12 protein-coding genes, 4 tRNA genes and 2 riboswitches are annotated in these 13,476 nt (G+C 62.3%); of the genes, 3 read left to right on the top strand and 13 right to left on the bottom strand.

All coding sequences use genetic code 11. The annotated features are described in order from the left end of the window. The 4 genes from JMJ54_RS15225 to JMJ54_RS15210 form a co-directional block, all read right to left on the bottom strand. Positions 1-559, bottom strand: a 559-nt coding sequence (locus JMJ54_RS15225) for a GTP-binding protein (RefSeq protein WP_203539401.1), incomplete at its 3' end; no start/stop codon positions are given. Between the two features lie 45 nt (positions 560-604). Then, positions 605-679: transfer RNA gene (locus JMJ54_RS15220), tRNA-Thr, on the bottom strand. An 11-nt stretch (positions 680-690) separates the two neighbouring features. Beyond that, positions 691-764 (bottom strand) — tRNA-Gly (locus tag JMJ54_RS15215). Positions 765-818: 54 nt separating this feature from the next. Continuing rightward, a tRNA-Tyr gene (locus JMJ54_RS15210) sits at positions 819-903 on the bottom strand. A gap of 602 nt (positions 904-1,505) precedes the next feature. Here JMJ54_RS15210 and JMJ54_RS15205 point away from each other — a divergent pair. Then, positions 1,506-1,581 (top strand) — tRNA-Phe (locus JMJ54_RS15205). Positions 1,582-1,652: 71 nt separating this feature from the next. Here the strand turns inward: JMJ54_RS15205 and JMJ54_RS15200 are convergent. After that, on the bottom strand, positions 1,653-1,976 hold the full coding sequence (locus tag JMJ54_RS15200) for an MGMT family protein (protein WP_203539400.1): 324 nt from the start codon (positions 1,974-1,976) through the stop codon (positions 1,653-1,655). A 46-nt stretch (positions 1,977-2,022) separates the two neighbouring features. Further along, positions 2,023-3,879, bottom strand: a complete 1,857-nt coding sequence (gene ilvD, locus JMJ54_RS15195) for a dihydroxy-acid dehydratase (protein ID WP_203539399.1) — start codon at positions 3,877-3,879, stop codon at positions 2,023-2,025. 192 nt (positions 3,880-4,071) lie between these two features. On the opposite strand from ilvD, the gene lgt reads away from it, so the two are divergent. Then, positions 4,072-4,938 (top strand): prolipoprotein diacylglyceryl transferase, encoded by an 867-nt coding sequence (lgt, locus tag JMJ54_RS15190; RefSeq protein WP_203539398.1) that lies wholly within the window; start codon positions 4,072-4,074, stop codon positions 4,936-4,938. 63 nt (positions 4,939-5,001) lie between these two features. Here the strand turns inward: lgt and JMJ54_RS15185 are convergent, their stop codons facing one another. Further along, positions 5,002-6,780: a PAS domain S-box protein gene (locus tag JMJ54_RS15185; protein WP_203539397.1), complete on the bottom strand. Its 1,779-nt coding sequence runs from the start codon at positions 6,778-6,780 to the stop codon at positions 5,002-5,004. A 193-nt stretch (positions 6,781-6,973) separates the two neighbouring features. On the opposite strand from JMJ54_RS15185, the gene JMJ54_RS15180 reads away from it, so the two are divergent. Next, a complete protein-coding gene (locus JMJ54_RS15180; RefSeq protein ID WP_203539396.1) occupies positions 6,974-7,462 on the top strand; it encodes a DUF456 domain-containing protein in 489 nt (162 codons plus the stop codon). A 202-nt stretch (positions 7,463-7,664) separates the two neighbouring features. On the opposite strand, the gene corA is transcribed toward JMJ54_RS15180, so the two are convergent. The 6 genes from corA to JMJ54_RS15150 all read right to left on the bottom strand — a co-directional run bounded on the left by corA (position 7,665) and on the right by JMJ54_RS15150 (position 13,203). Continuing rightward, positions 7,665-8,765: a magnesium/cobalt transporter CorA gene (gene corA, locus JMJ54_RS15175; protein ID WP_239000119.1), complete on the bottom strand. Its 1,101-nt coding sequence runs from the start codon at positions 8,763-8,765 to the stop codon at positions 7,665-7,667. Then, a complete protein-coding gene (gene ppx / locus JMJ54_RS15170) occupies positions 8,723-10,195 on the bottom strand; it encodes an exopolyphosphatase (protein ID WP_239000118.1) in 1,473 nt (490 codons plus the stop codon). The genes corA and ppx overlap by 43 nt, the downstream gene beginning before the upstream one ends. Positions 10,196-10,331: 136 nt before the next feature. Continuing rightward, on the bottom strand, positions 10,332-11,048 hold the full coding sequence (gene phoU, locus JMJ54_RS15165) for a phosphate signaling complex protein PhoU (protein WP_308438017.1): 717 nt from the start codon (positions 11,046-11,048) through the stop codon (positions 10,332-10,334). 86 nt (positions 11,049-11,134) lie between these two features. Beyond that, positions 11,135-11,791: a ribose-5-phosphate isomerase RpiA gene (gene rpiA / locus JMJ54_RS15160; protein ID WP_203539395.1), complete on the bottom strand. Its 657-nt coding sequence runs from the start codon at positions 11,789-11,791 to the stop codon at positions 11,135-11,137. A gap of 77 nt (positions 11,792-11,868) precedes the next feature. Continuing rightward, a complete protein-coding gene (locus tag JMJ54_RS15155) occupies positions 11,869-12,471 on the bottom strand; it encodes a MarC family protein (RefSeq protein WP_203539394.1) in 603 nt (200 codons plus the stop codon). A 117-nt stretch (positions 12,472-12,588) separates the two neighbouring features. Continuing rightward, positions 12,589-13,203 carry a trimeric intracellular cation channel family protein gene (locus JMJ54_RS15150; protein ID WP_203539393.1) on the bottom strand — a complete coding sequence of 205 codons (615 nt, stop codon included), beginning with the start codon at positions 13,201-13,203 and terminating at the stop codon, positions 12,589-12,591. A 22-nt stretch (positions 13,204-13,225) separates the two neighbouring features. Beyond that, positions 13,226-13,325, bottom strand: a riboswitch (glycine riboswitch). A gap of 1 nt (position 13,326) precedes the next feature. Beyond that, positions 13,327-13,428: riboswitch (glycine riboswitch) on the bottom strand. Positions 13,429-13,476 lie beyond the last annotated feature (48 nt).

The raw sequence follows: 13,476 nt of genomic DNA, 5'->3' as shown, positions 1-13,476 counted from the left end.
CGTATTCCGATTGATCACCTTCCAGCGCCAGACGGGCCGAACCGGTGATGATCGGGCAGTCGTCGCCCGGGAAGTCGTACTTCGACAGAAGTTCGCGAACTTCCATTTCCACCAGCTCGAGCAGCTCAGCGTCGTCCACCAGGTCTGCCTTATTCAGGAAGACGATGATGTACGGCACGCCAACTTGGCGCGACAGCAGGATGTGTTCACGGGTTTGCGGCATCGGGCCGTCAGCAGCCGAGCAGACCAGGATCGCGCCGTCCATCTGCGCGGCACCGGTGATCATGTTCTTCACGTAGTCGGCGTGACCCGGGCAGTCAACGTGTGCGTAGTGACGTGCTTCGGTTTCGTACTCGACGTGTGCGGTGTTGATCGTGATACCGCGAGCTTTTTCTTCCGGCGCACTGTCGATCTGCGAGTAGTCTTTGGCTTCGCCGCCAAACTTCTTCGACAGGATGGTGGTGATCGCTGCGGTCAGCGTGGTCTTGCCGTGGTCAACGTGACCGATGGTGCCGACGTTGACGTGCGGCTTCGTCCGCTCGAACTTACCTTTAGCCATGATATTTCCTTACCGGGATTTGAGAATGAAATATACAAGCGTGATTGGAGCTGATGGTGGGAATTGAACCCACGACCTCTCCCTTACCAAGGGAGTGCTCTACCCCTGAGCTACATCAGCATCAAACTTTTTGGAGCGGGTGAAGGGAATCGAACCCTCGTCATAAGCTTGGAAGGCTTCTGCTCTACCATTGAGCTACACCCGCCGGGAACTAAGCCACACTGCAAACAACGACTCTTCACTACCGCACTACTGTATCTGGTGGTGGGGGCTGGATTCGAACCAGCGTACTCAGAGAGGGCAGATTTACAGTCTGCTGCCTTTAACCACTCGGCCACCCCACCGGATGAGCTGCGCAGTATGAGCGACGAACACCCCTCTGTCAAACCATCCATGCAAAAAAAACCGACAATATCGATAGAGCACTGAAATGTAAGGAAATTATTTTCAATCGAACTAGCGCCTCACCCGATTTTTCTTTGATCACCACACGAAGCAGCATCGTCACTCTCGAGTAAAAAGCCCCGACGGAAACGTTTTTTCTTGCAGCCACACGGACATTTCTTCAGATGCGCAGGCCCACCCCTCGATTTTCACCCTTCCTCCGCCATGCCGCCCCACCGAAACGAGCGCGTCAAACCACGTTTCATCGCCCCACACAGACCTAGCCTCTGCCAGCCCCATGGTTTAGGTAGCAACCCACAGCACACCCGGCGGCCGACCCCGCCAAGCCCGGAACACACCAGCTGACGCGTGAATCGTCATTCAGACAACTATCCGCAAACGGCCTCGCCACTCTTCGCTTCCCTCGGCCCAATGTTGCCGGCTTTAAGTGCATCACCCACACAAAACTGTGGCGGCGAATGAATTCGGCCTCACATCATCTTTTTTTCGCGAAAGGTGTTGACGTGGAAGAATCGATAGTGTTTAATTCGTCTCCTTGGTTGGCCAGTTAGCTCAGTTGGTAGAGCAGCGGATTGAAAATCCGCGTGTCCGTGGTTCGATTCCGCGACTGGCCACCAGAAAATTCAAAAAGCCGCTTCTTTCGAAGCGGCTTTTTTCATTTCCGGCGCAGATATCTACTTAAGCGTACTTAGCGCGCCGACGGCCAGCGGTACTGCTTCAACGCGATCCTGCCGTCCGCGCCGAACACAACCCCTTCGGCCTCAAGCAGATAGCGCTGCAGATCATCATTGCCGTCGAGGCCACGGCGGCTGATCCGGCCTTCGTGGTTGACGATGCGGTGCCACGGCACCGCATTGCCGGACTGGTTCAGTGCCACGCCGACCTGGCGCGAATGACGGGGAAAGCCGGCCAGCCGCGCGATGTCGCCGTAGGTAGCAACAAAGCCCTGCGGCACTTCGGCAACCACTGCCAGCATCCGCGAACGGATCACCGCCGCCGTCACGCTTTCCATACTCCTGTTCCCCATGAAAAAGGCCGGCTAAGCCGGCCTTGTCTTCTTACTTGCGCTCAACCTGGGAGACGTCACGCACCGCGCCGGTATCAGCGCTGGTCGTCATCGCCGCATACGCACGCAACGCGGGGCTGACATAGCGTTCACGGTTCAGCGGCTTCCAGGCGTCCTTGCCGCGCGCCTCCATTGCGGCACGGCGGCGGGCAAGCTCGTCATCGCTGATGGCCAAATGGATGGAGCGATTCGGAATGTCGATCTCGATGGTGTCGCCCTCCTCCGCCAGGCCGATCGCACCGCCTTCGGCAGCCTCCGGGCTGACATGACCGATCGACAAGCCCGAGGTACCGCCGGAGAAGCGTCCGTCGGTGAGCAGCGCGCATTCCTTGCCCAGCCCCTTCGACTTCAGGTACGAGGTCGGATAAAGCATTTCCTGCATGCCCGGACCGCCCTTCGGCCCTTCGTACCGGATCAGGACCAGATCACCGGCGACGATCTGATCGGCCAGCACGCCGGCCACGGCGTCGTCCTGGCTTTCGAAAATGCGCACGCGCCCTGTGAACTTGAGGATGCTCTCGTCCACGCCCGCGGTTTTGACGATGCAACCACGCTCGGCGATGTTGCCGTACAGCACGGCAAGGCCGCCGTCCTGGCTGTAGGCGTTTTCCTTGTTGCGGATGCAGCCGCCAGCGCGATCCAGATCCAGTTCCGGATAACGCATGCTCTGGCTGAATGCGACGGTAGTCGAGATCCCGCCTGGCGCAGCACGGTAGAACAAGCGTGCCGGGCTGTCTTCGCCGTTGCGAATGACGTCCCACTGCGCCAGACCTTCACCCAGCGTCTTCGCGTGAACGGTCGGCACGTCGCGGTTGATCAGGCCGGCACGATCGAGCTCGGACAGGATGCCGACCACGCCACCGGCGCGATGAACGTCTTCCATATGATATTTCTGCGTCGCCGGCGCCACCTTGGCGAGGCACGGTACACGGCGGCTGATCCGGTCGATGTCGGCCATCTTGAAGTCGACACCGGCTTCGAACGCCGCTGCCAGCAGGTGCAGCACTGTATTGGTCGAGCCGCCCATGGCCACGTCGAGGCTCATCGCGTTCTCGAACGCTTCATAGGTTGCGATCGAACGCGGCAGCACGCTGGCATCGTCCTGCTCGTAGTAGCGCTTGGCCAGCTCGACAATGGTGCGGCCAGCCTGCAGGAACAGCTGCTTGCGGTCGGCGTGCGTTGCCAGCATCGAACCGTTGCCCGGCAACGACAGTCCGAGCGCTTCGGTCAGGCAGTTCATCGAGTTGGCGGTAAACATGCCCGAGCACGAACCACAGGTCGGGCAGGCGCTACGCTCGACGGCAGCGACTTCTTCGTCGCTGACCTTGTCGTTGGCCGCTTCGACCATCGCATCGACCAGGTCGAGCTTGCGGATTTCGCCGTGCCAGTTGACCTTGCCGGCCTCCATCGGCCCGCCCGAAACGAAGATCACCGGAATGTTCAACCGCAGCGCGGCCATCAGCATCCCCGGGGTGATCTTGTCGCAGTTCGAGATACAGACGATCGCGTCGGCGCAGTGGGCGTTGACCATGTATTCGACCGAATCGGCGATCAGGTCGCGGCTCGGCAGGCTGTACAGCATGCCGCCATGGCCCATGGCGATGCCGTCGTCGACAGCGATGGTGTTGAATTCCTTGGCAATGCCGCCGGCCTTTTCGATTTCGCGGGCGACCAGCTGGCCAAGATTGTGCAGGTGCACGTGGCCCGGCACGAACTGGGTGAACGAGTTGGCAATGGCGATGATCGGCTTGCCGAAATCACCGTCCTTCATGCCGGTGGCGCGCCACAGGGCGCGTGCGCCGGCCATGTTGCGACCGTGGGTAGAAGTGTGCGAACGATATTGGGGCATGATGGCCTGCGGCAAACGGTTGGGTACGTGTCGATTCTAACGAATTTCGATCGCCACGACTTCACCCCGGTGACAAGCCGCGTTGTCCCGCATTGCAGTACGATGACGTAAAGTTCCCACGCACGAATCCCGCACCGGCCTGCACGGGACACGGACTATAATCGTGCCCGTTCTCAAACGTGGATGCATTACATGCTGATTCACCCGCAACTCAACCCGGTCGCCTTTTCGATCGGCTCCTTCGGCGTGCACTGGTACGGGCTGATGTATCTGTTCGGCTTCATGCTGTTCCTGCTGCTCGGCCGCATGCGCATCCGCCAGGGCAATCCGGCGGGCTGGAAAGCCGAAGAAATGGACGACCTGCTGTTCTATGGCGTCCTCGGCGTGATCCTCGGCGGGCGACTGGGCTATGTCCTGTTCTACAAGCCCGGCTTCTATCTGTCGCACCCGCTCGACATCCTCAAGGTCTGGGAAGGCGGCATGTCGTTCCACGGCGGCTTTCTCGGCGTGCTGTTCGCGATGATCTGGTTTGCCCGCAAGACCAATCGCCGCTTCTTCGAAGTTGCCGATTTCGTCGCCCCGCTGGTGCCGATCGGCCTGGCGTTCGGCCGGCTTGGCAACTTCATCAACGGCGAACTCTGGGGCCGGGTGACCGCACCGACCAATTTCTGGGCCATGGGCTTCCCGAGCGCACGCGCCGAGGATCTGCGTGTCGCCGCCGACAATCCGCAATGGCAGGACTGGCTTTCGCAGTACGGCATGCTGCCGCGCCATGCCTCGCAGCTCTACGAGATGGTGCTCGAAGGCATCGTGCTGTTTGCCCTGTTGTGGTGGTACTCGGCCAAGCCGCGCCATCGCGGCCAGGTCTCCGCCTTGTTCCTGCTCGGCTATGGCGGCTTCCGCTTCATCGCCGAATTCGCCCGCGAACCCGACGACTTCCTCGGCCTGCTTGCCGGGCAGCTGTCGATGGGCCAGTGGCTGAGCCTGCCGATGATTATCGCCGGCGGCGTGCTGTTCTGGCTGGCCTCGAACCGGCCGGCGGAAACCCCGCAGGCCTGATCCGTAGGTCCGCAAAACGCAACGGGCAGCCAAGGCTGCCCGTTTTTCTTGGTCATGACTCGGTCATGCCCCGCCCGAAAGTTTTTCCAGTGACACCGCCAGCTCGTTGATCCGCAATTTGGTTTCGTCGACCAGACCGCCGATTTCGCGGGCCGAATCGGCCGAGCGCGTCGCCAGATTGCGGACTTCGTCGGCCACCACCGCGAAACCGCGCCCCGCCTCGCCGGCACGCGCCGCTTCGATCGCCGCATTGAGCGACAGCAGATTGGTCTGCGCGGCAATGCCGTCGATCACCGCGACAATCTGGCCGATCTGGTTGCTCGACGTCAGTACCGCCGCCATTGCGGCGTCGGTGGTGTCCCGTGCCTGGCGGGTCACCGTCACGTCCTTGACGAAGGCCGTATAGGCGATCTTGCCGTCAAGCCGGACCTTGGACAGCGACAGTTGCCCCCAGATTTTCTCGCCGTCCTTTCGCTCGATGCACACCTCGCGACTGGTGCCGACAATCTTGTCCTGCCCGGTATTGCGGTTGGCGTTCACATAACCGTCGTGATTCGACTGGATCGCCATCGGCACGAGTTTCTTGACGTTCTGGCCGATGACTTCGGCGCGACCGTAGCCCCACAGCTTCTCGGCCGCAGCGTTGAACGAAGTGATGTTGTTGTGTTCGTCGATCGTGACGACCGCATCAAGCGCCTGCTCGAGCGACTGGTTCATCATCTCCCGCGCTTCGCGTTCACGCGTGATGTCCTTGACGAAGGCGGTATAGCTGATCTGGTCGCCCGAATGCACTTTCGACAGCGACAGATTGGCCCAGACCAGACTGCCGTCACGCCTTTCGATGCACACCTCCCGGTTGGTGCCGACGATCTTGTCCTGCCCGGTCGTGCGGTTGGCGTTGACGAAATGATCGTGATTCGCCTGGATGCCCTGCGGCACCAGCATCTTCACGTTCTGGCCGATCACTTCGTCACGCCGCAGGTTCCACAGTTTCTCGGCAGCGGCATTGAAGAAGGTCACGTTGTTGGCCGAATCGATCGATACGACGGCATCCAGCGCCTGTTCGAGCGTCTGGTTCATCGCCTCGCGTACTTCGCGTTCGCGCGTCACATCCTTGACGAAGGCGGTGTAGATGATCTTGTCACCGACCCGGACCTTGGACAGCGACAGGCCACCCCACACCTTGCTGCCGTCCTTGCGCTCGATCTGCACTTCGCGGCGGGTGCCGACGATCTTGTCCTGACCGGTATTTCGGTTGGCGTTCACATAACCGTCGTGGCTGGGCTGAATGCCGCGCGGGACCAGCATCTTGACGTTCTGGCCGATGACCTCGCCGCGTGCATAACCCCACAGCGTTTCGGCAGCGTGATTGAAGAAGGTCACGTTGTTGTGTTCGTCAATGGTCACGACGGCGTCGAGCGCCTGCTCGAGCGTTTGCGAGATCACTTCGCGGTTGGCGTGCTCGAGCGAGATGTCCCGTACGAAGGCGGTAAACGCCGTGCTGCCCGGTACGCGCGACAAGGAAAGGTGGACCCAGACCTTGCGACCGTCACGGCCCGAAATTTCGATTTCCCGCCCAGCCCCATCACGGCTTGCATCATCGACCAATACCGATGAAGGCAATAGCGCATGCACCGGCCGCCCCAGCACCTCGTCACGCCGGAAGCCCCACAGGCGCTCGGCCGCTGCGTTGTACAAGCTCACACAGCCCTGGGGGTCGACACTGACAACGGCATCGACGGCCTGTTCGAGCGCCAGACGGCTGCCGCCATCGTTGCTGCCGAACTTCAACCAGCCCAGCATGGTGCGCAACGAGCCCGGCGAACGGGATACGGAAGGCATGAGTGGATCTCCTCTTTGCTAACAAACAAAGTAAGCTTTACAGAAGACCAATCTAGCAGGTGATTTCAAGCCGGCAAGTCTGCCGGCGATCGGTGGCGATCGGTGGCGTTCGTCGCCGGCACGTTCCCGGTGCCACCGGGAACTCGCCGCTGCCGGCAGACTCCGTTCAGGACATCAAGGAGGAAAGACACGCATGACCGATCCGTCGACACTGTGGTTTTTGCTGGCTGCCGCACTGGTGCTTGTCGGCTTCGCGGGCACCCTGCTGCCGATGCTGCCCGGCACACCGTTCATTTTCGGCGGCATGCTGCTGGCCGCGTGGGCGGACCATTTCACACGCATAGGCTGGGTCACGCTGGTCATACTGGCGGCCTTGCTGGCGCTGTCGGTCGTGCTCGACTTTGTTGCCGGCGCACTGGGCGCCAAAAGGGTTGGTGCCAGTCCGCAGGCGATATGGGGTTCGCTGATCGGTGCGGTGCTGGGCATTGCCGGCGGCCTGATCGGCCTGATCATCGGACCGTTCATCGGCGCCGCCGCAGGTGAATTCATTGCCCGACGCGACGTGGTTCAGGCCGGCAGGGTCGGCGTTGCCACGTGGATCGGGCTGCTGGTCGGCGCCATCGCCAAGGTCGCTGTTGCCCTAGCGATGCTGGGGGTCTTCATCTTTGCTTGGTTCTGGTAGTCAGTCCGACTATGCTGAACGAAAGCGACAGACGAGGATCAGCCTGATGTCGAACTCAGACCTGAATGATTTCTGGCTGCCACGCCGCAACGGCGAGCGCCGCAGCCCGAGGAAAGCCGAGCCCCCCTTTCTGACCGAGGACGGCCTCGTCATCGCCGACCTGCGCGAAGGGCCACGGCGCACAGTTGAAACCGATGCAGCGTCAGAACCACTGCTTCCGGCGGAAAAAAGCGATTAGCCCGACGGTAATCGCCGCCATCAGGCCCAGTGCGGCGAAGTAGCCACCGCGCCAGTGCAGCTCGGGCATGAACTCGAAGTTCATCCCGTAAATGCCGGCAATCAGTGTCAGCGGCATGAACACGGTGGTGATCACCGTGAGCATGCGCATCTGCAGGTTCATCCGGTGCGACTGCAGCGACAGGTAGGAGTCCTGCAGGTTGCCGACCAGTTCGCGCAGCGCCTCGGTGCTTTCGATCAGCTGCACCGTGTGGTCGTAGACGTCGCGCAGATAAAGCTGCGTTTCCTCATGGAAGAAGTCCGCGTCGTCGCGCTGCAGGACGTTGACGACTTCGCGCAAAGGCCACAATCCGCGCTTGATACCGAGCATGCCGCGCCGCAGCTCCTGAATGTCGGTCAGATGATCGGGCACCGGCCCTGCGGCGATCTGGTCGTCAACCGATTCGATCCGGTCACCGATGCTTTCGAGCACGCTGAAATAGCGATCGACCAGCTTGTCGAGCAGCGAGTAGACCAGATAGTCGGCGCCGAGCTTGCGCACCTGCGACTGCGCGTTCTTCAGGCTGTCGCGGATGCCGGTGAACGTGCCGGTCGGCTTTTCCTGGAATGTCAGCACGAAACCGTGGCCGAGCACGATGCTGACCTGTTCGCTGCACAGCACGCCGTCGGCGTCGACGCTGGCCAGCCGCGCGACGATGAACAGATAGCCCGGATAAACCTCGACCTTGGGACGCTGCTCGGTGTGGACGATGTCCTCCATCGTCAGCGGGTGCAGGCCGAAGCGCTTGCCGACGTACTTCAGCAGTTCGAGATTGGCGAGACCATGCAGGTTGAGCCAGAACGTCTGGTGCGTCCGCTCGAATGTCTTGCCTTCTTCGAGCGACGTGAAGCGCGTCTCGATGAAGTCGTTTTCCTCCGGACCGAATTCGATCAGCGTCGCCAGCGTTTCTTCGGGCCGGCGCGGGCCGACGTACTGCATCGTCCCGGGATGGGTGCCCGCCTTGTCGGCGCGCAGGTGCTGCCTCAGCTTGTTGGCCTTGCGATGATGAGCCGCGGCTTTTGCCATTGGCGTGTTTCCTCGTCGAGCGCGAATGCGGTAAGTGGATTGGCCGACAGCCAGCCGGAATCGATCTGCAGCAGAAAGTCGCCGTCGGCGCGACGCAAGCGGATACCGGCGGGCCATTGTGATTTTCTGCCGCGACAGAACAGCACGGCAAGCCGCAGCGCAAGCATGGCGCCCCAGTCCCGTTCGTTCCGGCGCTCGCTGCCGAGCTTGTTCAGGCTGCCGCGCTGGACCAGCGCCCACTGTGCCAGCCTCACCTGCTCGCTGCGCGAGAAGCCCTGCATGTCGGCGTGCTGCAGGATGTAGGCGCCGTGCTTGTGATAACCGACGTGGGCAATCAGCCGGCCGATCTCGTGCAGTCTTGCCGCATGGTGCAGCGCGCGCGCCGTGTCGTCGTCGTCCGGATGCAACTGGCGGAACAGCAGGCCGGCCAGTTCGGCCACCCGCCCCGCCTGTGCCGTATCGACGTGGTAACGGCGCTGGAACGCGCCGATGGTGCGTTCGCGCACGTCGAGCATGCCGTTGCGGGCCATCAGGTCGTACAGCACGCCGTCGCGCAGCGCACCCTGGGTGATCGTCATCCTGTCGATGCCGAGCATCTCGAAGACGGCGGCCATGATCGCGAAGCCGCCCGCCAGCACCGGCCGGCGATCGGCCCGTAATCCTTTGAGCTCGACCGCGTCGATATGACCAGCCTGCAGCAACAGCTGGCGCAGGCGCTTCAATGCATCGAGGGTGATGCCCGACTCGGTCAGGCCGTTCAGTTCCAGCACGTCGGCAATCGAACGGGCCGTTCCCGAAGTCCCGATCGCGGCCTGCCAGTGCTGCGCGCCGAACTGCCCGGCGACGGGTTCGAGCATCTCGCAGGCCGCCAGCTCGGCGGCCCGTAGCGTCGCTTCGGTGATCCTGCCGTCGGGAAAAAAGCGCTGGCTCCAGCTGACACAGCCAAGCAGCACGCTTTCCATCGTCTGCGCATCGAACTGTCGGCCGATGATCAGTTCAGTCGAGCCGCCGCCGATGTCGACGATCAGCCGGGCCTTGCGACTGCCCGGCAGGCTGTGCGCCGCGCCGATGTAGATCAGCCGGGCTTCTTCAAGCCCGGCGACGATTTCGATCGGATAGCCCAGCGCGGCCTCGGCCAGCGGCTGGAAATCGTCGATGTTCTTCGCGACACGAAAGGTATTGGTTGCCACGATCCGCACCTGGGCACGGGCCAGACCGTTCAGCGCCTTGCCGAAGCGGCGCAGGGCCGCCAGCGCTTCATTCTGGATGTCGGCGGAAAGCCGGCCGTCGGCATCGATTCCGCCAGCCAGCCGCACCGTTTCCTTCAGCGTGGTCAGCGGCACCAGCGAGCCGCCCTGAACACGTGCAATCTGCAGGCGGAAGCTGTTGGAACCCAAGTCTACGGCGGCAATCAGCGAAGCATCGGTCATGGTGGTCGCAAACGGTTTGGAAACTCAACGATACCCGGCCAGCTCAACGCCGCCAACCCGCTGCGGGTGGAACGCCAGTTGCCGCGAACGCAAAAACGCCCCGACTGGCGGGGCGTGGTGTTCGGGTGACGGTCGCTTATTCGTCGCGCTTGGCGTGCACGACACTGTCGACTTCTTCCTGGGTCTTGTGCCGGACGTCCTGGCCCTTGACGAGGAAGATCACCTGCTCGGCGATGTTGACCGCCAGATCGCCGATGCGCTCGATCGCCTTGGCGATCCACAGGATGTCCAGCGTCAGCGTGATCTGGCGCGGGTCTTCCATCATGATCGTGATCAGCAGGCGCTGCAGTGCGCGGTATTCGTTGTCGAGCTGGCTGTCGTCGCGGATCACTTCGGATGCCGGCACCGCGTCGAGGCGGGCGAAAGCGTCGAGCGCCTTGCTCAGCATGTCGAGCGCATCTTCGGCGATGTGGTCCAGCTCGGCAAAGCGCGGCACCTGCAGGCGGCCGGCATCATAGATGTTCTTGGCGCGCTGGCAGATGCGGGCGGCCTTGTCGCCGATGCGCTCGAGATCCTCGACCGACTTGATCACGGTCATCACCATGCGCAGGTCGGTGGCGGCCGGCTGGCGACGCGCGATCATGTGGATACACATGTCGTCGAGCTTCACGTGCATCTCGTTGACGCGCTCTTCCTGCTCGATCACCTTGTCGATGATCGCCATGTTGCCGGTCGACAGGGCCTCCATCGCCAGGCGCACCTGATCTTCGACCAGACCGGCCATGCCGAGCACGCTCGAACGGATCGCCTCGAGTTCGGCGTCGAATTGTTTGGAAATGTGTTCGGACATCATGGGCGCTCCAACGGACAGACCCCGGATCATCGCAGAGTCTTGTTAATTTTTTGTTTCAAGTCTTCCGGGGTCCGCCTGCGCAGGCTTTATTTGTAGGTCTTGACCCCGTCCTCGGTACCCAGCAGCAGGACGTCGGCGCGACGGCGCGCGAACAGGCCGTTGGTGACGACACCGACGATCTGGTTGATTTCGGCCTCCAGTTTAGCCGGTTCGGCGATCCGCAGTCCGTGCACGTCGAGGATGATGTTGCCGTTGTCCGTCACCACGCCCTCGCGGTAGGCCGGATGGCCGCCCAGCTTGACCAGCTCGCGCGCGACATAGGAGCGTGCCATCGGGATGACCTCGACCGGCAGCGGGAAGTTGCCGAGCACGCCGACATACTTGCTGGCGTCGGCGATGCAGACGAACTGCTCGGCGACGGCCGAGACGATCTTCTCGCGCGTCAGCGCCGCGCCACCGCCCTTGATCATCTGCAGCTGGTGGTTGATCTCGTCGGCACCGTCGACATAGACCGGCAGGCTGTCGATGGCGTTGAGGTCGTAAACCGGAATGTTGTGCTTTTTCAGCCGCGCAATGCTCGCTTCGCTGGAAGACACCGCGCCGCGGATGCGGCCCTTGATTTCGGCCAGCGCATCGATGAAGTAGTTCGCGGTCGAGCCGGTACCGACGCCAACGATGCAATCGTCCGGAATATAAGCAATCGCCGCGCGGCCGACGGCTTCCTTGAGTTCGTTCTGGGTCATCTGACTACTCCTGTGGGTCGGGTCTGTTCGGAATTCTAAACGCAAATGGCATCGGCCCTTTGCCTGGTATCAAGCGCTCACGTCAGCGACGCAATGTACTCGCGCACACCGGACAGCAGCATTTCGACCGCGATGGCGGTCAGCACCAGCCCCATCAGCCGCTCGAACGCCGTGGTGACGCGCTCGCCCAGCACCTGGCCGATCTTCTCGGAGAACCCGAGCACCAGCGCACAAACCAGCATCGTCAGCGCCAGCGCGCCGATCCACTCCCACAAGCGGTCCGGTGCCCGCGATACCAGCAGCAATACCGTCGCCAGGGCCGACGGCCCGGCAAGCAGCGGAATCGCCAGTGGCACGATGAAGGGCTCTCCCCCCTTGACGTCGCCGAACACGCCATCGGGGTGCGGAAACACCATGCGCAGCGCGATCAGGAACAGGATGACGCCGCCGGCGATGCCGAGCGAGGTCTGCGACAGATGCATCAGCGCGAGGAACTGCTGGCCGGTCAGCATGAAGACCAGCAACACGACGAAGGCCACCGACACCTCGCGCACGATCATGCGCAGGCGCCGCTGCGGTGGCACCTGCTTGAGCATGGCGACAAACAGCGGAATGCTGCCGAGCGGGTCGGTCACCAGCAGCAGCAGCACGAAGGCGGAGACGAAGGACCAGGATTCCATTGCGCCATTATGCGCAGGCGGCTTCAGCCGTGAATCAGGACTTGCAGCAGGCCGGGGTGTTGACCCGTTTGGTACCGCGACCCGAGTTACGTTACCAGCAGGTTCGGGTCAGGCGGATCAGTCGATCGGCTGACGGTACGAGAACACCGGCAGCCGCCAGCCGCGGTAGATCGCGAACAGACGGATCACCAGACCGAGCGCGAACGACATCAGCACATTGACGTCATGCTGGACACCGAGGCGCCCCAGACCGAGGTAGCTGAGTGCCACCAGCAAGGCCACGCTGGCGTACAGCTCGTGGCGGAACACCACCGGCACGCGTGAACACAGGATGTCGCGCAGCACGCCGCCGGCAATGCCGGTGGTCATCCCGGCCATGACGACCACGGTCGGGTGATAGCCCATCGTCAGCGCGACTTCGCAGCCGATCAGCGTGAAAGCGATCAGGCCGAACGCGTCGAGAATCAGGAAGATCTTGCCGAAGCGGTGCATGAAGCGGGCGATCAGCACGGTGAACAAACCGGCCGACAGTACCAGCCAGATGTACTCGGGGTGCTGCGTCCAGCCGATCGGGTAGTGGCCGAGCACGATGTCGCGGACGGTACCGCCGCCGAGCGCGGTGAGGAAGGCGATGACCATGACGCCGAACAGGTCCATATTGCGCCGGCCGGCGGCAAGCGCGCCGGTCATGGCTTCGGCGGTGATCGCGATGATGTAGATGGTGGAGAGCATGGGATATCCGCAAGTGGTTGCGGCCTCTCCCCTTGTCCTTTTACCTGAGAGTTTGGCGCGACGGATCGCGCATTGCCCCTTCGGTGGACCGGTCATGCCGGCCTCTCTCCAATCGGCCTTGATACTGACTTCGCGGTTCGTTTGCCTGAGCGATTATGGGAGCTTGCGCCTTCGGCGGACCCGCGACCTGTTGCTCAGGCCGGGCCACTCTCCCGCGAAGCGGCGGATTATCCCGGCCCCCCCGGCCCCGGTCAACGACACAATGCACCGGCA

The sequence above is a fragment of the Jeongeupia naejangsanensis genome (genome assembly GCF_016865585.1).
In the GTDB taxonomy this organism is placed as follows: Bacteria; Pseudomonadota; Gammaproteobacteria; order Burkholderiales; family Chitinibacteraceae; genus Jeongeupia; species Jeongeupia naejangsanensis.
Note: the sequence above shows the minus strand (reverse complement) of the source record. Positions and strands in the feature narration are given on the sequence as shown.